This is a genomic window from Methylobacterium sp. Ger2507, assembly GCF_055231875.1.
In genome coordinates this window covers 3485213-3505679 of record NZ_JBUYVC010000001.1, presented here as the reverse complement: position 1 = coordinate 3505679, position 20467 = coordinate 3485213, and the positions used below count along the sequence as shown (strand labels likewise).

The 20467-nt window shown below is 72.1% G+C and carries 22 protein-coding genes; 7 read left to right on the top strand and 15 right to left on the bottom strand.

Annotation, left to right across the window (positions count from 1 at the left end; genetic code table 11):
* Nucleotides 1-377: 377 nt before the first annotated feature.
* On the bottom strand, nucleotides 378-791 hold the full coding sequence (locus ACV7NL_RS16150) for a DUF3597 domain-containing protein (RefSeq protein WP_055949101.1): 414 nt from the start codon (nucleotides 789-791) through the stop codon (nucleotides 378-380).
* A gap of 364 nt (nucleotides 792-1155) precedes the next feature.
* Between ACV7NL_RS16150 and ACV7NL_RS16145 the strand changes: the two genes are divergently transcribed.
* Nucleotides 1156-2205, top strand: coding sequence for an ABC transporter substrate-binding protein (locus ACV7NL_RS16145; RefSeq protein ID WP_247636372.1), 1050 nt, complete (start codon nucleotides 1156-1158; stop codon nucleotides 2203-2205).
* A 9-nt stretch (nucleotides 2206-2214) separates the two neighbouring features.
* On the opposite strand, the gene ACV7NL_RS16140 is transcribed toward ACV7NL_RS16145, so the two are convergent.
* A complete protein-coding gene (locus tag ACV7NL_RS16140; RefSeq protein WP_463356217.1) occupies nucleotides 2215-2604 on the bottom strand; it encodes a tautomerase family protein in 390 nt (129 codons plus the stop codon).
* A 116-nt stretch (nucleotides 2605-2720) separates the two neighbouring features.
* On the opposite strand from ACV7NL_RS16140, the gene ACV7NL_RS16135 reads away from it, so the two are divergent.
* On the top strand, nucleotides 2721-3635 hold the full coding sequence (locus ACV7NL_RS16135; protein WP_463356216.1) for a LysR substrate-binding domain-containing protein: 915 nt from the start codon (nucleotides 2721-2723) through the stop codon (nucleotides 3633-3635).
* 36 nt (nucleotides 3636-3671) lie between these two features.
* Here ACV7NL_RS16135 and ACV7NL_RS16130 read toward each other — a convergent pair whose 3' ends face one another.
* Entirely contained in the window at nucleotides 3672-5243 is a 1572-nt protein-coding gene (locus ACV7NL_RS16130; RefSeq protein ID WP_056181229.1) for a helicase HerA domain-containing protein, read from the bottom strand.
* A 689-nt stretch (nucleotides 5244-5932) separates the two neighbouring features.
* Here ACV7NL_RS16130 and ACV7NL_RS16125 point away from each other — a divergent pair.
* Both ACV7NL_RS16125 and ACV7NL_RS16120 read left to right on the top strand, forming a co-directional pair.
* Nucleotides 5933-6139, top strand: coding sequence for a hypothetical protein (locus tag ACV7NL_RS16125; RefSeq protein ID WP_056181226.1), 207 nt, complete (start codon nucleotides 5933-5935; stop codon nucleotides 6137-6139).
* Between the two features lie 44 nt (nucleotides 6140-6183).
* A complete protein-coding gene (locus ACV7NL_RS16120) occupies nucleotides 6184-6468 on the top strand; it encodes a hypothetical protein (protein ID WP_056181223.1) in 285 nt (94 codons plus the stop codon).
* 110 nt (nucleotides 6469-6578) lie between these two features.
* Here the strand turns inward: ACV7NL_RS16120 and ACV7NL_RS16115 are convergent, their stop codons facing one another.
* From ACV7NL_RS16115 to ACV7NL_RS16080, 8 genes are all read right to left on the bottom strand, one after another.
* Nucleotides 6579-7607: a P1 family peptidase gene (locus tag ACV7NL_RS16115; protein WP_463356215.1), complete on the bottom strand. Its 1029-nt coding sequence runs from the start codon at nucleotides 7605-7607 to the stop codon at nucleotides 6579-6581.
* A 54-nt stretch (nucleotides 7608-7661) separates the two neighbouring features.
* Entirely contained in the window at nucleotides 7662-8252 is a 591-nt protein-coding gene (locus ACV7NL_RS16110) for a DUF1993 family protein (RefSeq protein WP_056487196.1), read from the bottom strand.
* 101 nt (nucleotides 8253-8353) lie between these two features.
* Complete coding sequence (rarD, locus tag ACV7NL_RS16105) at nucleotides 8354-9211, bottom strand: EamA family transporter RarD (RefSeq protein ID WP_463356214.1); 858 nt, start codon at nucleotides 9209-9211, stop codon at nucleotides 8354-8356.
* Nucleotides 9212-9343: 132 nt separating this feature from the next.
* Nucleotides 9344-9802, bottom strand: coding sequence for a hypothetical protein (locus ACV7NL_RS16100; protein WP_463356213.1), 459 nt, complete (start codon nucleotides 9800-9802; stop codon nucleotides 9344-9346).
* A gap of 236 nt (nucleotides 9803-10038) precedes the next feature.
* Entirely contained in the window at nucleotides 10039-10782 is a 744-nt protein-coding gene (locus tag ACV7NL_RS16095) for an amino acid ABC transporter ATP-binding protein (RefSeq protein ID WP_056487199.1), read from the bottom strand.
* On the bottom strand, nucleotides 10779-11933 hold the full coding sequence (locus ACV7NL_RS16090) for an amino acid ABC transporter permease (RefSeq protein ID WP_463356212.1): 1155 nt from the start codon (nucleotides 11931-11933) through the stop codon (nucleotides 10779-10781). Before ACV7NL_RS16090 ends, ACV7NL_RS16095 begins: the two co-directional genes overlap by 4 nt.
* A 13-nt stretch (nucleotides 11934-11946) precedes the next feature.
* Nucleotides 11947-13095 carry an amino acid ABC transporter permease gene (locus ACV7NL_RS16085; protein ID WP_463356211.1) on the bottom strand — a complete coding sequence of 383 codons (1149 nt, stop codon included), beginning with the start codon at nucleotides 13093-13095 and terminating at the stop codon, nucleotides 11947-11949.
* A gap of 177 nt (nucleotides 13096-13272) precedes the next feature.
* Nucleotides 13273-14304, bottom strand: coding sequence for an amino acid ABC transporter substrate-binding protein (locus tag ACV7NL_RS16080; RefSeq protein WP_056181311.1), 1032 nt, complete (start codon nucleotides 14302-14304; stop codon nucleotides 13273-13275).
* A 199-nt stretch (nucleotides 14305-14503) separates the two neighbouring features.
* Between ACV7NL_RS16080 and ACV7NL_RS16075 the strand changes: the two genes are divergently transcribed.
* The 3 genes from ACV7NL_RS16075 (at nucleotide 14504) to metC (ending at nucleotide 16376) form a co-directional block, all read left to right on the top strand.
* Nucleotides 14504-14755 carry a DUF4926 domain-containing protein gene (locus ACV7NL_RS16075; protein WP_247636381.1) on the top strand — a complete coding sequence of 84 codons (252 nt, stop codon included), beginning with the start codon at nucleotides 14504-14506 and terminating at the stop codon, nucleotides 14753-14755.
* On the top strand, nucleotides 14752-15111 hold the full coding sequence (locus ACV7NL_RS16070; protein WP_463356210.1) for a DUF6883 domain-containing protein: 360 nt from the start codon (nucleotides 14752-14754) through the stop codon (nucleotides 15109-15111). Before ACV7NL_RS16075 ends, ACV7NL_RS16070 begins: the two co-directional genes overlap by 4 nt.
* 77 nt (nucleotides 15112-15188) lie before the next feature.
* On the top strand, nucleotides 15189-16376 hold the full coding sequence (gene metC, locus ACV7NL_RS16065) for a cystathionine beta-lyase (RefSeq protein WP_056181304.1): 1188 nt from the start codon (nucleotides 15189-15191) through the stop codon (nucleotides 16374-16376).
* Between the two features lie 643 nt (nucleotides 16377-17019).
* On the opposite strand, the gene ACV7NL_RS16060 is transcribed toward metC, so the two are convergent.
* From ACV7NL_RS16060 to ACV7NL_RS16045, 4 genes are read right to left on the bottom strand one after another with little or no spacing between them, the layout of a single operon-like run.
* On the bottom strand, nucleotides 17020-17613 hold the full coding sequence (locus ACV7NL_RS16060) for a pyridoxamine 5'-phosphate oxidase family protein (RefSeq protein ID WP_463357143.1): 594 nt from the start codon (nucleotides 17611-17613) through the stop codon (nucleotides 17020-17022).
* 2 nt (nucleotides 17614-17615) lie between these two features.
* The gene (locus ACV7NL_RS16055) at nucleotides 17616-17948 is read right to left on the bottom strand and encodes a lipid-A-disaccharide synthase N-terminal domain-containing protein (protein ID WP_056181186.1); all 333 of its coding nucleotides are present in this window, start codon (nucleotides 17946-17948) and stop codon (nucleotides 17616-17618) included.
* Between the two features lie 3 nt (nucleotides 17949-17951).
* Nucleotides 17952-18677: a glycosyltransferase family 2 protein gene (locus tag ACV7NL_RS16050; protein ID WP_056487209.1), complete on the bottom strand. Its 726-nt coding sequence runs from the start codon at nucleotides 18675-18677 to the stop codon at nucleotides 17952-17954.
* Nucleotides 18678-18712: 35 nt separating this feature from the next.
* The gene (locus tag ACV7NL_RS16045; RefSeq protein WP_463356209.1) at nucleotides 18713-20452 is read right to left on the bottom strand and encodes an ArnT family glycosyltransferase; all 1740 of its coding nucleotides are present in this window, start codon (nucleotides 20450-20452) and stop codon (nucleotides 18713-18715) included.
* Nucleotides 20453-20467 lie beyond the last annotated feature (15 nt).

Sequence of the window (20467 nt, the reverse complement as noted above, 5' to 3'; positions counted from 1 at the left end):
ATCGGAAACCCACGCGCAACACCGCGTCATCCCGGGGCCGCGCAGCGGAGTCCGGGATCCAGAAACACTGGTTTTGCAAGGTCTTGCACTCTCGGCGGCTCTGGATTGCACGCCGTTGGCGCGCGCCTTCGGATCCAGACTCACCTGCGGCGCTCCAGAATGCCAGCGCGCCACTGGGCGTAAGCTCCGTCCGGTCTGCCGCGGATCGTAGATCGAACCTCCGACCGAGCCACACCGTCTTTATCAAGCCGCGTCCATCACGCAGCCATCCGTCCCGTCACGGCACGCGGTGACACAAAAAAGGGGCAGGGAACGCTGTCCCCTGCCCCCTGGGGCGCGGCCCCCATTTCAGGCCGCGCCGAACGTCGGATAACCAATCAATCCTTGAGGTCGGCCGGCACCTTGCCGCCATTCTCTTCCAGCTTCTTGATGACCTGCTTGTGCAGCCAGACGTTCATCGTGGCCGAGTCTTCCTTGTCGCCGGTGTAGTGCAGCTCGTCGGCGAGCTGCTTGCGGGCGGTGAGGCTCGAATCGAGGTCGAGGAGCTTCATCAGGTCGACGATCGAGGTGCGCCAGTTCAGGCTCTGCGAATTCTTCGCCGCCATGCCGTTGAGCACCTGCTCGACGTCGACGGGGCCGCCGGCCGGGGCGCCGGTGCTGGTCGGGGTCGAGGCGGGGGCATCCGAGCCGCCGGCGGAGGGCTGCGCGTTCGCTTCCGACGGCTTGGCCTGGGCATCTCCGCCGCCGAAGGGATGGAGGATCTTGCTGACGATGCTGCCGAGGAGGCTCATAACAGGTGTTCCCTCAATCTCACGTCGGCGGCCGGTGCCGCGACGGGGTGACAACGGGGTGAGTCCGGACGCGTTCCCGTAACGGCACAGATCACCGGGCGACGCGGGGGAATCCGAGGGGCTGCCGACCTTGCCGGGCAGCCCGCTTCCCTTCGATGGTGGGAGATTCATCTTCTCTCCCGAGCATTCCGCGGAGATGAAAACGCCAAACATCCGGGCTGGAACGTCGAGACCAGAGCGGATTCTTGCGCTGCGGCCCCGTGCATGCCACTGCGCGGCATCCTCCTTGCCGACCCCACGCCGCCGCACGCCGTCCCGCCGCGTGCGCGCCCGGGTTCGGCCCGTCCCTGACCGGAACCCCCCGATGCGCCCCACCCGCCGTACCGTGACCCTCGCCGCGACTTTTGCCGCGTCCCTCGCCGCCGGAGCGGGCCTGCTCGCCGCCGGCCCGGCGGCGGCGCAGACCGCCACCCCCGTGCCGGTCCGCATCGGCGTCATCCCGGTGATCGGCGCGGCGCCGGTCTTCGTGGCCAACGGCGAGGGCTGGCTCAAGGAGGCGGGCCTCGCCCCCACCTTCACCACCTTCGAATCCGGCCCGAACATGATCCAGGCCCTGGCCTCCGGCACCATCGACGTCTACGTCGCCGGCGTGGCGCCGCTGGCCGTCGCCCGCACCAAGGGCATCGACGTGCGGGTGGTGGCCGCCACCGCCATCGAGGAGATGGTGTTCGTGGCCGGCCCGAAGCTCGCCCCCTACTTCGCGAACGGCGCCGACAAGGCCGAGGCCTTCGCGCAGTTCCGGGCCAAGGAGGGCAAACCCGCCCGCCTCGCCACGCAGCCGCCGGGCTCGGTGCCCAACACCACCCTGCAGCACTGGCTCTGGCAGGTGGCGAAGGCCGACAAGGCCAATGCCGAGGTGGTGCCGATGGGCATCGACGCGACCCAGCAGGCCATGCTGGCCGGGGCCGTCGACGGCGCCTCGATCCGCGAGCCGGCGCTGACCATCGTGCAGATGCGCAACCCCGCCATCAAGCTGATCGCCACCGGCGGCGAGATGTTCCCGGACCAGCCGGGCACGGTGGTGGGCGTGTTCGGCGCCTTCGCCGACAAGAACCCGGCCGCGGTGGAGGGCCTGGTGAAGGCCGTGATGCGCGCCACCGAACTCCTGACGCGCGATCCGGCCCGCGCGGCCAAGCCGGTGGAAGCGGCGCTCGGCAAGGGCATCACCGACATCGCCACCATCACCAAGGCGCTGACCTCGCCGGCCGCGAAGTTCACCGCCGACCCGCGCCAGATCATCGCCGCGACCAAGGCGATGCAGGCCTACCAGGTCTCCATCGGCACCCTCGACAAGGACGTACCCCTCGAGGGGCTGTTCGAGCCGAAATACTACGAGGCCGCCACGAAGCGCTGACGCATCCCGTCAGCCCCGGTCCCGGGCGCGCTGCGCCTGGGTGAGCCCGCCATAGCCCCAGGCTTCCGCCGGCACCGCGTCGACCACCACGTAGGTGGCGAGGGGCAGGCCCGCCCCGAGAGTCCCGGCGAGCAGCCGATGCGCCGCCGCGATGAAATCCGCGATCGGCGCCGGGCCGTTGCTGCCGGCCGTGATCGTGGCCACGAGATGGGCCGCGACGGCCACGGGCACGGCCCCGACGCTCCAGGCGCCCGACGCCGTGCCCTCCACCAAGACCGCCGTGAGGTCGGCGCGCTTGCCCAGAACCTCGGCCATCAGGGTCGTGACGCCGGCTTGGAGCGCGGCCACGGCCTCGTCGCGTGGAGGTGGGCCGGCCAGGGTGATGCGGACGAACGGCATGGAGGTCTCCCGGGGCTGTCGCTGCACGGCGGGTCCGTGTTGACGCCCACAGGCTTAGGCGCGCAGAACACGCGCGAAAATCGCGAAGATCCGAACGGATCGTTTGGGAAACCCGAATGGTCGCGCCGACCGCCCTCGACCTCGATGCCCTGCGCAGCTTCGTCACCGGGATCGATCTCGGCAGCTTCGCCAAGGCCGCCGACCGCCTCGCCCGCTCGCCCTCGGCGGTCAGCCTGCAGCTCCGCAAGCTGGAGACCCAGGTCGGCCGGCCGCTGACCCGGAAATCCGGCCGGGGCCTCGCCCTGACCGAGGCCGGCGAAGCCCTCCTGGGTCCGGCCCGGCATCTCCTCGCCCTCAACGACGAGACCCTGGCCCGGCTGCGCGAACCGGCGCTGGCCGGCAGCGTCCGCCTCGGCCTGCCGCAGGATTTCGCCGAGACCTGGCTGCCGGACCTCCTCGGTCCGTTCGCGCGCCAGCATCCCGCGGTGCGGGTCGACGTGCTGGTGGAGGGCAACACCGCCCTGCTGGCGGGATTCCAGGCCGGGCGTCTCGACCTCGTGCTGGCCTGGGACGGCGTCGTCGCGGATTCCGGGGCTTCGACGGCGGCGCTCTGGCCGGGTCCGGCCCCCCTCGCCCGGCGCGATCTGCCGATGGCCTGGATCGGCCCGCGCGACGGCTTCGTGCGCGATCCCGGCACGCCCCTGCCCCTGGTCGCCTTCGCGGCGCCGTGCCTGTTTCGCCAGGCGGGTCTGCGGGCCCTCGACGGGGCCGCGATCCCGTGGCGGGTCGCCTTCACCTCGCCGAGCCTGAGCGGCCTCTGGGCCGCGGTGGGGGCCGGTCTCGGCATCGCCCTGCGGGTGCCGCACGGCCTGCCGCCGGGATTGCGGGCCCTGGAACCGGACGCGGCGAACCTGCCGGCGCTGCCCCGGATCGGTCTCGCCCTGCGGGTCTCGACCGCGCGCCGCTCCCCGGCGCTGGACCGCTTGGCAGAGCTGCTGCGCGCCGCGATGGCTCCAAACCTGTTCGGCTAAGCGTCTGTTCGGCCGAGAGGCTGGTCGCCCGAGGGCCTATTCGGCGGCGAACAGGCCCGGCAGGCCGGATTCCTCGGCCGGCGGCGATGCGGCCGGGGCGCCGGATTTGGTCTCGACCGGGGCCTTCGGGTCGCCCGGCGCGGTCTCGCAGGCCAGGGCCGGCAGGGCGACGATGCGGTTGCCGCGGTAATCCATGCGGCACACGATGGTGCCGCGGGTCTCCACATAGGCGAGCAGGCGCCGGGCCCGGCCGGGCGAACGGCTGCCGATCGCCCGGGCCAGGGCCTCGTCGCCGGGGCAGGGCTCGCCGGCCAGCGCCGCGCGGGCCAGCAACAGGAACAGGCCCTGGACCTCGTCCGGCAGGGCGGCCGCGGCGGCCTGCGCCTCCTCCCAGCGCGCGTCCACCGCGCCCGGGGCGTCGTCGTCCGCATCGAACCCAGCGCGGGCGACGCCGAGGCGGCGGCGGAAGGCGGCCAGGCTCATGGCCTCGCCGTCGAGGCCGCGCATACGGCAGCGCACGAGGAAATCCTGGTAGATGACCGCCACCGGCTGGCCGCCGGCATCCGGGTCGGCGGCGATGCCGCGCAGGACCGCGTCGAGCCCGGCGCGGATCTCCTCCTCGCTCATCGGCGCGGGCGCCTCCACCGGCTCGGGGCGGTAGGCGCTGAGTTCGCGCATCAGGTCGGCCGGCGTGGCGCGGGGGGTCGGCGGCGTGCGCGGGGCCGGCGCCCAGCCCTGCGCCGGCTCGTCGGGCGAACGGGTGAGGATCAGGGCGCGGAGGTCCGCATCGGCCGGGGCGGGCAGCGGCACCAGCTTGGGCGAGCCGGAGCGCGCCGAGGTCGTCACCGGACCGATGCGGAGCGCCAGGGGCCGCCGGCTCAGGGCCGGCCCCAGAGCCACGAACTCGCCGCGGGACAGATCGCGAAACCGCTCGGCGCCGCGCCGGTCGAGGCCGAGGAGGTCGGCGGCGCGGGCCATGTCGATGTCGAGGAAGGTGCGGCCCATCAGGAAGTTGGTGGCCTCGGCCGCCACGTTCTTGGCGAGCTTGGCGAGGCGCTGGGTCGCGATGATGCCGGCCAAGCCCCGCTTGCGGCCCCGGCACATCAGGTTGGTCATGGCGCCGAGCGACGCCTTGCGGGCCTCGTCCGAGACGTCGCCGGCCGCGGCGGGCGCGAAGATCTGGGCTTCGTCGACCACGATCAGGGCGGGGTGCCAGTGGGTGCGCTCGGCCTCGAACAACCCGCCCAGGAAGGCGGCCGCCGCGCGCATCTGCGCCTCCATGTCGAGGCTTTCGAGGGTGAGCACCACCGAGACCCGGTGCGCCCGCACCCGCGCGGCGATGGCCTGGAGGTCGGCCTCCCCGTGGGCGCCGTCCACCACCACGTGGCCGTAGGCCTCCGCCAGGGTGACGAAGTCGCCCTCGGGATCGATCACCACCTGCTGCACCGCGCCGGCGCTCTGCTCCAACAGACGCCGCAGCAGGTGCGACTTGCCCGAGCCGGAATTGCCCTGGACCAGGAGACGCGTCGCCAGGAGTTCCTCGAGGTCGAGGCGCGCGGGCTCCGCCCCCGGCCCCATGCTCAGACCCATCTCGATGCCGACCGTCATGCCTGCTCCGGCTCCCGCGCGGGGGCTGTTCCGCCGCGCCTCCTGGCTCTCGCACGAAGGTCTTAACACGCGGGCCAGCCGGCCGGTCCGTCTCGCGAGGCCGGCATCCACAGGCCAGGGGCCGCACCCCGGGCGGGGGCTGAGCCGGCGAATCTTTTCTTGTTCCGTTTTCGTTCCAAAGGCACCAAAAAGGTATTATCTTTAGTCCTAGGATATAGAACCTGTGCTCTTTATCCTAGGTATCTTGACCTATATCACCTGCGCGACGGCGTCGATGGCATTCCGCATGGAACAAACATGGAACGATCGCCGGCACGGAGACCTGCCGTCACGGAGACCTGCCGTCACGGAGACCTGCCGTCACGGAGACCTGCCGTCACGGAGACCTGCCGTCACGGAGACCTGCCGTCACGGAGACCTGCCGTCACGGAGACCTGCCGGGAGGGAGACCTGCCGGGAGGGAGACCTGCCGGGAGGGAGACCTGCCGGGAGGGAGACCTGCCGGGAGGGAGACCTGCCGGGAGGGAGACCTGCCGGGAGGGAGACCTGCCGGGAGGGAGACCTGCCGGCACGACGATCGACAATCGTCACAAGTTCGGCAGGCTTGAGGGAGAGTCGCAGGCCTTCAAAGCCACCCGCGGCAAAGGCAGCCCTTGCCGCTCCGCCGGCCTGTTCCAGTTAATCCCGTCATGAACCCAGTCCTCGTCGTCGCCCTCGTCTGCGCCTCCACCGTCCAGGCCCCGGATTGCTCGCGGGAAACGGCGCTCGACATCATCACGGGCCCCGCCCACACGCTGCAGGAATGCCTGATGCAGGGACCCGTGCTCGCCGCCAATGCGGGGCACGGCAACGACCAGGGCACCTACGTGAAGACGCGGTGCGAACCGCGGCGCTGACGCCGTGCGGAAGGGCGGGACACGCCAGGGATACCGGACACAGCATGGATGACATCGATCCCGAACGCGCGGTGATGATCCGCCTGCGCGCCCGCCTCGCGGTGGTGGAGCGCGCGGCCTGGTTCGGCCTGGTCCAGGCGATGCGGACGCAGCCCGCGGAGACCGAAGCCTATCTCACGGCCGAGCGGGCCAAGTGCGCCGAAGGCTTCGGTCAGCGCGGCTGGGCCGCCGACCTGACGGAGGCCGAGCGCCGCATGCTCGGCGCCGAGGTCGATGCCGGCCTCGCCGGCCTCATCGCGGATGCCAAGGCCGAACTCGGCCAAACCTGATGCCCAAGGCCGAACTCGGCCCCACCTGATGCCCAAGGCGGGGCTCGGCCAGACCTGGTGCCCAAGGCCGGATTCGGCCCGATCCAATGCCAAGACCGGGCCTGAACCGGTCATCCTCCGAACCGGTCGCGCCAGGCCGGCGGTCCGGCGAATCCCGGCGGGGTCGTGGCGCGATGGACGCCGATCGCCACGGCGCGCGCCAAGGTCCGGGCGGCCGCGTCGCCGATGCGGGCGAGGTCGATGACGGGATCGGCGAGCGCCACCCGCCCGGTGGAGACCGCGAAGACGACGTCGCCGTCGAGCGGCGTGTGGATGGGGCGGATCGCCCGGGCGAGACCGTCCTGGGCCATCACGGCGAGGCGGCGGGCCTGGGCCTTGGTGAGGGTCGCGTCGGTGGCCACCACCGCGAGCGTCGTGCTGGCCCCGGCCGACCCCTTGCGCGGGGGCCAGGTGAACGCATCGGCCGGCATCGCGGCGGGACACCCGAGGCCCCCGAACTCGGCGCCGATCTCGTCGGCGCCGGCCCAGAAATGCGGCCCCTCCCCCAGCGTCACCCGGCCGAAGGCGTTCACCGCCACCAGCGCCCCGACCCGGACGGGCCAATCAGCAGAATCGAGGCCCGTGGGATCGAGGCCGGCGACCTCGGCCGAGGCGGAGCCGATCCCGCCCTTCAGGTTGGCGGTGGCCGCCCCGGTCCCGGCCCCGACCGAACCGAGGGCGAAATCCCGCGTCGCCGCCACCGCCGCCGCATGGCCGAGTTCGCGATAGGGCGCGTACCGGCCCCAGGCCTTGTCGCCGCCATTGAGGAGATCGAACAGGATCGCGGCCGGCACGATCGGCACCCGGGCCGGGCCGATCGCGAAGCCCCGCCCGGTCTCGGCGAGGTGGGCGACGACGCCGGCCGCCGCGTCGAGGCCGAAGGCCGAGCCGCCGGACAGCACCAGGGCGTCGATGCGCGCCACGGTGCGCTCGGGATCGAGAAGGTCGGTCTCGCGGGTGCCGGGACCGCCGCCGCGCACGTCGATTCCGGCCACCACGGGCGCGTCGAACAGGAGCGCGGTGACGCCGCTGGCGAGCCGCAGATCGGTGGCGTGGCCGACCCGGAGGCCGGCGATGTCGGTGATGCGGTTGGTCAGCATGGCGCCTCCCCGCGGGTCGCTCGGCGCGGGCTCCGATCGGAGAGCCCGCAGGATTCAGGACCGCGCGTCGCCGGGCTCTACCTGGGCCGACGCCGCCGGTGCGGACCTGAGATAGGCGAACATGTGCGGCACGTAATCGGCCTTGCCGATCGCGATCCCGTGGTTCCGCAGGATGGCGTAAGCCGTGATGACGTGGAAGTAGAATTGCGGCAGCGCCCAGTCGCGCGCGTAGGTTTCGCCCGTCATGTCGAAGGTCGGGCCGCCCGGAAGCTCGATCGCGATCGGCGCCGTTGCCCCCGCGTCGAGCGCGTCGTCGGCCAGATCGTCCAGATGGGACAAGGCCTCGCCGATCCGGCCCCGCGCCTGGGCGAAGGATCCGGGAACGTCGCCGGCCTGACGCCCCTCGGCCGCCACCGCATCGAGCGACGAAGGAATGGGCTGCCCACGCAGGCGGAAGGTCGCTTCCTGCGCCAGGAAGGCGGCGAATCGCAACTGGGCCGCCAGCGGCAGCATATCGGTGGCGAGGCGCGCCGACAGCAGGCTTTCGGCCCGGGTCGGCGCCTGCCGTTCGACCGTGTCCAGCAGCCCGGCGAGGGTCGCCAGCATGTTTCGATAGGTCGGCACGAGAAGCGCGGTCAGCGACATGGCGGTCTCCGGAATCGGCCGTGCGTCAATCCTATGCGAAACCACAGGGCGGATCGAGCGGTGACACGACGGCGTCCGGGGTCCGCTCACCCGGACGGTCCTCAGGCGCTCCGCGCCTGCCGGGCGGCACGGGTGGCATCGGCCGCGTAGATCGCCAGCGCCAGCCAGATCAGCCCGAACAGCACCATGCGGTGCGGCTCCAGCCGCTCGCCGTACACGAGGGTGCTGAGGACGAGGAGGCAGGAGGGGGCGAGGTACTGCATCAGCCCGAGGGTCGCCAGGGTGAGCCGCTCGGCGGCGGCCGCGAACCAGATCAGCGGCAGGGCCGTGGTGGCTCCCGTGAGCAGGATGAGCCCGGCCCGGACGGGGTCGCCCTGGATCACCGGCGGCGCGAAGATCGCGAGATAGACCAGCGCCACCGGCAGGAGCAGCAGCGTCTCGGCGGCGAAGCCCACCATGGCGTCGACGCCGACGACCTTGCGGGCGAGCCCGTAGAGCGAGAAGCTGCCGGCCAGCGCCAGGGAAACCCAGGGCAGGCTGCCCGCCAGGACGACGGCCAGCAGCACGGCGCCGGCGGCCAGCGCCACGGCCGCGGCCTGGACCGGGCGCAGGCGCTCGCCGAGCACCACGGCGCCCAGAGCCACGCTCACCAGCGGGTTGATGAAGTAGCCGAGGCTGGCATCGAGCATGTGCCCGGATTGCACGGCCCGGAGATAGAGGAGCCAGTTCACGCCGATCAGCCCGGCCGACAGGACCAGGAGCCCGTGCCGGCGCACCAGGGGGAAGGGAGAGCGGATGCGGCGGCGGAGCGCCACCAGCAGGCCGGCGACGAGGAGGCTCGACCAGACGATGCGGTGGGCCAGGATGCTCGGGGCCGGCACGGCGTCGAGCAGGCGGAAATGCACCGGGACCACCAGGCCCCAGCTGAGATAGGCGCCGAGCGCGTAGATCAGACCCAAAGGCCGCCTCCCCTCGCGGGCCCGTCGGCCCGCCACGGCCCGGAAGGGGACCGGGTGGGGCTTATAGCAAGCCCGTCAGCCCGCTTCGCACGGCCGCGCCGGTGCGGGACGGCGCAGGGTGCGCGAGCGCACTCAGCGGCTACGCGCCAGCGTGACGGTGGGGTCGCCGCGCATGAGGGCGTTCAGGCGCTCGGTGTCGAAGCCCTCGGCGGCCTTCCTGGCCGGCTTCGCGGGCGCCACGGAGGCGACCTTGGCCACGGGCTTGGCCGGGGGCCGGCCTGCCGCCTCGCGGGCGGCCGTCTCGCGTGTGGTGGTCTCGCGGGCGGTGGAGGCCCGGGGCACCGGCGGACGGGTCACCGTCGCGCGGGCGACCGGGTCGCGCCCGAGGATGTCGCGGATCGACGGGCCGGTCTCCACCGGCAGCGATCCCGTCATGCTTGGCTCGGGCAGGCTGAGGCGGGTGAGCGCCGCCACCGGGGCGGTGGCGCGGACGGGCGCCGGATGGTCGAGCCGGTCGACGCAGGCGAAGGCGATGACCAGGGCGCTGCCGCCGAAGATGCTGCCGACGACGATGTTCCGCAGGATACGCAAGCGACGAGCTTCCCGAATACGCGAGTGCGAGACAGGATTTAGCGGGTCTGCGTTAACGAACCGGAGCACACGTCTTCGCGAAAACTTCCTGCGCCGGCACAACTCCCGTGCCGCGCTGGCGCGGCCTTCCAACCAAAGAGGTTTCGCGCTGGCGCGGCCTTCCAACCAAAACGGTTTCGCGCTGGCGCGGCCTTCCAGCCAAAAAGGTCGCGCGCAGGCGCGGCCCTGACCACCCCTCAGAGAAGACGCGCGAGAAAATCCCGGGTGCGGGGATGCTCGGGCCGGTCGAAGAACGCGTCCGGCGGCGCGACCTCGACGATCTGGCCCTCGTCCATGAACACCACCCGGTCGGCGACGCGGCGGGCGAAACCCATCTCGTGGGTGACGCAGAGCAGGGTCATGCCGCGGGCCGCCAGGTCCGTCATGGTGTCGAGCACCTCCTGCACCATCTCGGGATCGAGGGCCGAGGTCGGCTCGTCGAACAGCATCACCGCCGGGTCGAGGCAGAGGGCGCGGGCGATGGCGACCCGCTGCTGCTGCCCGCCGGAGAGCTGGCCGGGATGGCGCGGCGCCAGATCCGCGATGGCGAGACGCTCGAGTTCCGCGCGCGCCCGGGCCTCGGCCGCCCGGCGCCCGATCCCGCGCCCGTGGATCGGCGCCAGGGTGCAGTTCTCCAACACGGTGAGGTGCGCGAACAGGTTGAAGTGCTGGAACACCATGCCGACGGCGCGCCGCACCGCCGGAATGCGGGCCGGGGTGAGATCCTGGCCGGCGACCCGGAGGGTGCCGCCCTGATAGGATTCGAGGCCGTTGACGCAGCGGATCAGGGTCGACTTGCCCGAGCCCGAGGGGCCGCAAATGACGATTTTTTCCGATTCGGCGACCGTGAGGGAGACGTCGCGCAGCACGTGGGTGGCGCCGAACCACTTGTTCACGCCGCGGAACTCGAGTGCGGGCGGGGCTGGATCGGCGGGCGTCATGCCCGGCCCCGCTCGCCGGCGGCCAGCCGCCGCTCGATGAAGGCGGCATAGCGCGCCATCGAAAAGCAGACCGCGAGGTAGAACAGGGCCGCGAAGGCGTAGGCCGTGGCGGGAATGGTCGGGGCCGACCAGCGCGGATCGGCGCGCGCCGCCTCCAGCACCCGGATGAAGTCGGCGATGCCCACGATCGAGACCAGGGTGGTGTCCTTGAACAGGCCGATCAGCGTGTTGACGATGCCGGGCACCACCACCTTGAGGGCCTGGGGCAGGATGACGAGGCGCAGGGTCTGCGCCCGCGTCAGTCCCAGTGCCAGGGCCGCCCGCCCCTGTCCCTCGGGTATCGCCTGCAGGCCGCCGCGCACCACCTCGGCCATGTAGGCGGAGGCGAACAGCGCGATGCCGATGAGCGGGCGGACCAGCCGGTCCACGGTGAGGTCGCCGGGCAGGAACAGCGGCAGCATCACGTTGGCCATGAACAGCACGGTGATCAGCGGCACCCCGCGCCAGAACTCGATGAAGCCGATGCAGCCATAGCGCAGCACCGGCAGCGCGGAGCGCCGCCCCAGCGCCAACAGGATGCCGAGCGGCAGCGCGGCGACGATGCCGACCAGCGAGACCACCAGGGTCACCAGCATGCCGCCCCACAGGCTGGTGGCGATCGGGGCGAGGCTGAGGAATTCGGCGCCCGAGAGCAGCCAGAACGACAGGATCGGGCCGACCAGGAAGACGAAGACGGCGCCGAGGCCGCGCTTGGGCGCATCGAGCCACAGCATCCAGACCGCACTGAAGGCCACGAGCCCGAAGAACAGGTCCGGGCGCCAGCGCTCCGCCGCCGGGTAGGAGCCGTAGACGAGGTAGTTGATCTTGTTGCCGATGAAGGCCCAGCAGGCGCCGACCGGGTGCCCGGCGATTTCCGGCCGGCAGGCCTCGCCCGAGGTCCCGCTCCAGACCGCGTCGGTGACGAGGAAGCGGATCACGGGCGGCAGCAGGAGCGCCAGCCCGGCCAGGATCACCAGCGTGGTCAGCGTGTTGCCCCACCCTTCGAACAGGTTCTGCCGCAGCCAGCCGAGGGGGCTGCCGGTCCGGCGCGGCGGCGGAGCCGGGGGCAGCAGGGTCTCGCGGATCACCGTCATCGCGTCACCGGTTTCCATCGGCTCACCGGTTTCATCGCGTCACCGGGGCCGCACGGCGGTTATAGGCGTTCATCAGGCCGGCGAGGCCGAGGCTCAGGGTCAGGTAGACCGCCATGGTGATGGTCACGACCTCCACCGCCTGGTTGGTCTGGTTGAGCACCGTGCCCATGAAGACGTGGACGAGGTCGGGATAGCCGATCAGCACCGCCAGCGACGAGTTCTTCGTGATGTTGAGATACTGGCTGGTGAGCGGCGGCACGATCACCCGCATGGCCTGCGGGATGGTGACGAGCGCCAGGGCCTTGGCCCGGCTCAGGCCGAGGGCCGCCGCCGCCTCCCCCTGTCCGCGATCCACGCTGTTGAGGCCGGCGCGCACGATCTCGGCGATGAAGGCCGCCGTGTAGGTGGAGAGCCCGAGGAGCAGGGCGGCGAATTCCGGCAGCACCCCGAGCCCGCCGTCCGGCCCGTAGGGACCGGGCGCCGGCCACGCGACCGGCACGGGATGACCGGAGAGGCCGAGACCGATCCAGGCCAGGGCCGGCAGGCCGAGCACCAGGGCGAGGCCCGGCCCCGCGACCGGACCGGCTTCGGCCCCGGCCGCGACGCGCCGGTTGGCGCGCCGGGTCCAGGCGACCGCCGCGCCGATCCCCGCCACGAAGGTCAGGGGCACCAGCGAGGCAAACCCGGAAAACTCAGGCCGTGGCAGGACCAGCCCGCGCTGGCTCAGATACGCCCCGCCCCAGGTCGCCGGGTCGCGCGCTTCGGGCAGGGCCACCCGCACGGCCACGTACCAGACGAGGAGCTGCAGCAGCAGCGGCAGGTTGCGCAGGGTCTCGACGTAGATCGCCGCGAGCGTCCGCGCGAGCCAGTTCGGCGAGAGCCGGGCGATGCCGACGGCAAAGCCGATGAGCGTGGCGAGCCCGATGGCGAGGCCCGAGACCAGCAGGGTGTTGAGGAGCCCGACCACGAACGCGTCGCGATAGGTCGAGGTCGCGGCGGCGTAGGAGATCAGCCGCTGGCTGATGTCGAACCCCGCCGGGCGCCCGAGGAAGCCGAACCCGGCGGCGATGCCCTGGCGCGCGAGCTTTTCGGACGCGTTGGTGGCCGCCGCATAGGCCAGCGCCACCAGTGCGAGCACGACGAGAGCCTGGAGCGCGAGGGCGCGGGGGGCCTTACGCATGTGCCGACCTGCGGAGCGCAAAACCCTCCCTCTGCGGGGGAGGGTGGTCGCGGAGCGACCGGGAGAGGGGCTGTGACATGTCCGGTGAGGTCGCCCCCTCTCCCGCCTGCTCCGCAGGCACCCTCTCCCGCAGAGGGAAGAGGGCTTGCGCCCATGGGTCCCGTCTTGCCCCCGCCCTCACCGGATCGGCGGCCCGTAGTGCAGGCCCCCGTTGGTCCACAGCGCGTTCAGCCCGCGCGGGATCTTCAGGGGCGTCGCGTCGCCGAGGTTGCGGGCGAAGACGTCGCCGTAATTGCCCACGTGACGGACGATCCGGTAGGCCCAGTCGGTGGTCAGCCCGAGGCCCTGCCCGTAGGTGCCCTCGACACCGAGGATGCGCTTCACGTCCGGGCTCAGGGTCTCCGTCCGGAGCGCCTCGACATTGGCCTGGCCGATGCCCGCCTCCTCCGCGTCGATCATGGCGTAGTGGGTCCAGGCCACGAGGTCGCGCCAGGCATCGTCGCCCTGGCGCACGCCCGGCGCGAAGGGCTCCTTCGAGATCGCCTCCGCGAGGATGACATGCTCCTCCGGATGCGCGGTCTTCAGGCGCTCGCCGTAGAGGGAGGACTTGTCGGTGGAATAGGCGTCGCAGCGGCCGGATTCGTAGGCGCCGAGCGTCTGCTCGCTGTTGGCGAAGGTGACCACCTGGTAGGTCAGCCCGCGGGTGCGGAACCAGTCGGCGGTGTTCAGCTCCGTGGTGGTGCCCTGCTGCAGGCAGATCGTGGCCCGGTCGAGCTGCTTGACGGCCGTGATGTTGAGGGATTTTCGGACCAGGAATCCCTGGCCGTCGAAGAAGGTGATCACCGGAAAGTTCATCGCGGCGGTGTCGCGCGACAGGGTCCAGGTGGTGTTGCGGGCGAGCACGTCGATCTCGCCCGATTGCAGGGCGGTGAAGCGCGCGGCCGAGGATTGCGGGATGAAGCGCACCTGGTCCGGATCGTCGAAGATCGCGGCGGCGAGCGCCCGGCAGAAATCCACGTCGAGCCCGTGCCAGCGCCCCTGCCCGTCCGGCATGCTGAACCCCGCCACCCCGCCGCTGACCCCGCAGACGAGGTGCCCGCGCGCCTTGACCTGGGCCAGGGTATCGCCTTGCGCGAGCGCCGCAGTCCGGGTCAGCACCGGAGACGCGGCGAGCAGGGCGGCGAGGAGCGGGATCGACAGGGATCGCATGCGCGCATTGCAGGGCATCGCGCGCCGGGGTCAAGCCGGGGACCACGGCGTCGGGTCCAAGACCACGGCGTCGGGTCCAAGACCACGGCGTCGGGTCCAAGACCACGGCGTCGGGTCCAAGACCACGGCGTCGGGTCCAAGACCAAAGGATCGGGCCGCGTGGCTTGTCCGGCCGGCGCGCGCCGGATATCCTTCGCCCATGTCCGTCGAAGTCTTCTATCTCCTGCGAAAGGACGAGCCTGGGGTCGATCTCAGGGAACTCGATGACGTCGTGCTGCTGGCCGACGCGCGGACGGATGACGGAACCCTGATCCAGGCCGGCACGGAGGGCACCGTGGTGGCCGTCTGGCAGGACGGAGCAGCCTACGAGGTCGAGTTCGCCGAGCCCGAAGGCGCCCTCGCGACGGTTCGGGCCACCGGAATCAAGCGGATCGGGCGCCGGGCGGCTTGAGCGGGCCGGCAGCCTCTCCGACGCGGTTCACGATCCGCAACAACAAGCTCGTCGACTACCTGTTGGACCTCTCCCATCCACGGGGCGGCTCGAAGGCACGCTTCTTCCTGACCTTCGGCTTCAGCCGGGACAGACCGATGGAACTGGCCGACGCCCTGGCCGACCACGTCCTCAGGACGGAGGGACGCCCGCAGAATCTGACGGAAAACGGCCCGACCAAGCTCGTCTTCGAAGGGCGGCTTCGCGCGCCGAACGGCCGGGAGCCCTGGGTGCGCTCGGTCTGGCAAGTCGAGGCCGATGGCGTCGCCAGGCTCGTGACGGTCGTTCCCCTGAGGCGCACGGACGAGGAGGCCTGATCCGCCCGCCCGGCTTGACGCCGGCGCGTGCGGCGGGCTTCGGTCGCCGCACGCTCACCCCTCGCCCGCCGGTACCGATGTCGAACACCCCTCCCCGCGACCCCGCCCGCTTCGGGGCGAGCACCCGCCTCGTGCATGCGGGGCGCGATCCCTCCGCCCAGCACGGCTTCGTCAACACGCCGATCTACCGCGGCTCGACGGTGCTGTTCCCGACCTACGACGACCTCCAGCACCGGCGCGGGCGCTACGATTACGGCACCTCGGGCACGCCGACGACGGATTCGCTGACCCAGGCTTGGAGCGAGCTGGCCGGGGCCGCCGGCACGGTGCTGACCCCCTCGGGCCTCGCCGCCCTCACGGTGGCGCTGATGGCGGTGGTCTCGGCCGGCGACCATCTCCTCATCAGCGATTCCGCCTACCGCCCGACCCGCATCTTTTGCGACGGCGTCCTGAAACGCTTCGGGGTGGCGGTGGAATACTACGATCCCCTGATCGGCGCCGGCATCGCCGACCTGATGCGCGACACCACCAAGGCGGTGCTGGTCGAAGCCCCGGGCTCGCAGAGCTTCGAGATGCAGGACGTGCCGGCCATCGCCGAGATCGTGCACGCGCGCGGGGCGGCCGTGATCATGGACAACACCTGGGCGACGCCGCTGCTGTTCCCGCCCCATGCGCGCGGCGTCGACATCGCGGTCGAGGCCGGGACCAAGTACCTCTCCGGCGGCTCGGACCTGCTCCTCGGCCTGACCTCGGCCAACGCCCAATACTGGCCGGCCCTGCACCGGACCTTCGAGCATTTCGCCATGTGCCCCGGCCCGGAGGACGTGTTCCTGGCCCTGCGCGGCCTGCGCACCATGGCGCTGCGCCTGCGCGAGCACGGCGCCCAGGGGCTCGCCATGGCGCAGTGGCTCCAGGCCCGGCCGGAGGTGGCCCGCGTGCTCCATCCCGCGCTCCCCGACGATCCCGGCCACGCCCTCTGGAAGCGCGACTTCGCCGGCGCCTCGGGCCTGTTCGGCGTCATCCTGAAGCCCGCCCCGGAGCGAGCCGTGGCGGCCATGCTCGACGGCCTCGAACTGTTCGGGATGGGCTTCTCCTGGGGCGGCTTCGAGAGCCTCGTCATCCCGTTCGACTGCAAGACCTATCGGACCGCCACCCGGTGGAACCCCGGCGGCCCGGGCCTGCGCTTCCACATCGGCCTGGAAGACCTTGCGGACCTGCAGGCGGATCTCGACGCGGGGTTTGCGCGGTTGCGCGCCGCGCTGTGAATTTTTGCTCGACGAGCGCTGCCGGACCGGTGAACCCGCAATTCCACCGGGCCGTCGCGAATTTTCTCCGGTCGGGCGCCGGCGGCCCCACCGCCAGACCACCAAAAAACATCGACAATATTCCTACTCCGTGGTTCAGTGCGGGCACTCACCTCCCACACGGGAGGCCCTCCGGCGGACCGGGTCGGGGGGCTCGGGGGGAGGAGACGGCGCCCCGCGTCGATGGCCCGGTTTCGCCATCGCCCCGGGCTGCATCGGCGACGCAAGGCGTCTCGGACGGGTAGGCCGCAAGGCTGGACCCGGTCCCCTGGGACGCAACGAGAGATCGGACGGTCCGCCCACTACGAGGCGGGCTCGGAGCCTCGGGCTCTGATCAGACGGCCGCCGGACGCCGCCGCCCGCCAGGGCGTCGGAGCCCGGAGGGGGGCTGCCATGAGCCGGGTCGCCGATGCCGAGAAGACGCCGTGACGAAAAGGGTCGGCCCCGCGAGGGGCCGGGCCGAGGGACGCCGGGGGACCGGCCTATGATTCCAACAACGTGGTTTCGCGGCGTCCCGCGTCTCCCGTTTCGTGTCCTGGCCATCCCCCGCGCCGGAACCGGCGGCGGGGCCGTTCCCGCACGCCCGTGCAGGCGTGGCGGATTTTCACGGCGCCAGCCAGCATCCGCGCCAGTTCCCCGCCCGCTCCCAGGCCGCCCGGCGGTGGCCGCGCCGGTCGAGGTAGAGGAATTCGAGGCGGGCCACCCGCACCACCACGGCGCAGAAGTTCGGGCGGCCGAGGGTCAGCGCCGTCTCGGCATCCGGCAGGGTGTAGGCGTTGCCGCGGGGCAGCACCGCCCCGGGGGCGGGATCGGCGCCGTAGCAGATCCGGCTCATGGCCATCGCGCCGGCCCAGGCCGCTTCGGCCAGGGCATCGTCGCTGTGGAGCGTCGCCGGGCCGGAGGCGCGGATCTGGATCTTGGCGGCGGAATCGTAGCCGTGCAGGGCCGCATGCCCGGAGGCCGCGATCTCGGACGCCTTGTCGGAGCGGCGGTCGCAGTGGAAGCGCAGGGCTCCGGCCGCCGGATCGGCCTCCCGCAGCACCACGGTGCGGACCTGCGGATGGCCCTGCGCATCGACGGTGGCCAGCGCCGGCATGTGGAAGGCGTTGCGGCGCAAGGCGGGCCCCTCCTCCAGCAGGCGCCAGACCTCCGCCCGTGCCGCGTCCAGGTCGTCGTGGAAGAGCGGCAGCGGGTCCATGGTCACAGCGCTGCCCGGGCGGCGCGGCGCTCGCGCAGGATCAGGAAGACGTTGCGGAGATAGATGAAGGTCGAGAGGGCCTGGCCGAAGATGATCACCGGCTCGCGCCGCACCAGGCCGTAGACCAGGGTCATCAGGCCGCCCGCGATGGAGAGGAACCAGAAGGCCAGCGGCATCACGCTTCGGCCGGCCCGCTCGGAGGCGAGCCACTGCACCACGAAGCGGGCGCCGAACACCGCCTGGGCCAGGATGCCGAAGACCAGCCAGGCATCGAAGCGGGTGACGAAGACGTCGTAGACGTAGCCGCGCAGATCCTCGGCGAGCTGGATCAGCATGGCTCAGGCTCCCGTCACGTCCGTGACCCGGGGCGTCACGCGCTTGCGCCGGATCAGCCACCACACCCCGGCGAGATCGAGGAGGCCGACCCAGAGCCGGTCGAACAGGCCGTATTTCGAGGTGCCGGTGAAGCGCGGCCGGTCGACCACGTCGCGATGGACCACGCCGAAGCCCTCGCGGGCAACGAGGGCCGGCATGAAGCGGTGCTGCCCGTCGAAGAAGGGCAGCGTGCGGTAGACGTCGCGGCGCACGAGCTTGTAACCGCAGCCGGTGTCGCGGGTGGAATCCCGGAGGATGCGGACCCGGACCCCGTTGGCGATGCGCGACTGGATCGTCTTCAGGCGTCCGTCCTTGCGCCCGATGCGCTGGCCCTGGGCGAGGCCGACCCCCGCACCGCCCGCCTCGATGGCGTCGAGCAGGGGCGCGAGGAAGGCCGGGTCGTTCTGGCCGTCGCCGTCCATCAGGGCGCAGACCGGGGCGCGGGCCACGGCGATTCCGCTGCGGATGCCGGCGGCCTTGCCGGCGGTGCGGTCGTGGGCGAGCACCCGCAGCCAGGGCCGCCCGGCCCGGGCCGCCTTCAGGGCCTCGGCGGTGCCGTCGGTGGAGCCGTCGTCGACGTAGATCACCTCGAAGGGCGCCAGCGGGGCGCAGGCGGTCTCGAGTTCGGCGACGAGGCTCGCGATGTTGCCGGCCTCGTTCTTCACCGGGATGATCACGGAGAGGCGCATGGGTGTTCGATCCAAGGATGTCTCGGGCGTCGTGTCTAGGGCGTCACGGCATAGGCCGAAAGATCGACCCGGCGCCCGCCATTGATGTTGAAGCCCGAGACCGCGCCGACCCGGTTCGGCACCAGCCCGGCGGCCCGGGCGGCGTCATCGAACGCGGCCGCGAACCGGCCCTCGACGTAGACGAGGCGGCAGGCTCCGGTATCCGGCGCACCCTCGCCCTTCAGGAAGGCCGCGGCCTCGGTACCGGTCCCCAGCATGGCGAGGTCGGTGCCGATCAGGAAGACGAAGCTCGGTTCGCGGTAGCCGAGGCTGGCGACGCGCGGATGCGGACAGGGCAGGCGATCGCGGATCGCGGCGAGGCGCGGCGAGACCTTGAGGGCGGCCATCACCGGCTGGGTCAGGCCGAACACGGCGGGCGAGAGCAGCATCGAGGCCAGGATGCCGAGGACCAGCGCGCGCTCGGGCAGCCCCCGGGAGAAGGCGTGCCAGGCCAGGGCCGCCACCGCGCTGGCGCCGAGCAGCAGCGGCAGCCCGGCCCAGGGCAGAGTCCGGTCGTAGGCGAAGGCGAAGGCCGAGAGCCCGAGGGTGAGTCCGACGGGAATCAGCACCACGAGCCCGGCGGTGAGGCGCGCGCCCCGGCGCTCGGGGTGCAGCGCGCCGGCGGCGAGCGCCCGCACGGTGAGGATGGCGATGGCCGGCATCAGCGGCAGCACGTAATGGGGCAGCTTAGTCGGCACGATCTCGAACAGGATCCAGGTCGGCACGATCCAGGCGAGCAGGAAGGCGATGGCGGGCTCGCGCCGGTAGCCCCAGGCAAAGGGCGCACTGAGCGCCGCGAAGGCCGCCCCCGGCCAGAACGTGCCGAAGAACGCCACGAGGTAGGCGCCGGGCGGGGCGAAGTGCTTCTCCGAGCCGCCCTGGACCTTGCTCAGCATGTCGTGGCCGACCGCCTCCCCGTAGAAGGCGCCGCCGCTCTTCCAGGTGATGGCGGCGAACCAGGGCGCCACGATCAGCAGGGTGAGGGGCAGGCCGAGGCCGGGCCGCAGGGCGCCGAGCCAGCGGCCGGAGCCCGACCGGACGGAGAGGATCAGGGCCGGCAGTCCGCAGAACAGCGGCACCATCGGCCCCTTGATCAGGATGCCGAGGGCGAGGCCGAGCCAGAAGGTCAGCACCGTGGCGGTGTCGAGGGGGCCGGACGCGCGGTCGCGCCGGAGCCAGGCGCAAGCGAGACCGCCGAAGCTCGCCACCGCGCAGGCACAGAGGAGCGCATCGGTCTTGGCGAGGCGCGCCTCGGCCGAGAGCACGACGCAGGCCCCGAACAGGGCTGCGGCGAGAAAGGCCCCCCGCCGGGGCAGGAAGACCAGGGCCGACCAGTAGGTGAGGAGCACCGCCCCGATGGCGCCGAGCAGCGACGGGATGCGGTAGAGGCCGATGGTGGTGCGGGCGTCCGGCACGCCGAGCGCTTCGGCGGCGCCGACGACGGCCGCCTGCGCCCAGTAGATGCCCACCGGCTTCTTGTGCCGGGCCTCCGCCTGGAAGCGGATGTCGACGAGGTCGCCGGTCTCGAGCATCTGCTTCGACGCCTGGGCGAAGCGCGGCTCGTCGCGGTCCATGGGCTGGAGCGAGGCGAGGCCCGGCAGGAAGCAGACGAGGCAGAGGGCGATCAGGAGGGCGCAGGCCCAGGCATGGCTCCGGGTCGCAGCGGCCAGGAGGGTGTCCGGGAACGCGACGGCGTGGCCGCGGGCCGGGGGAGGCACGGTGGCGCGCTCGGTCATGCGGAAGGATGGGCC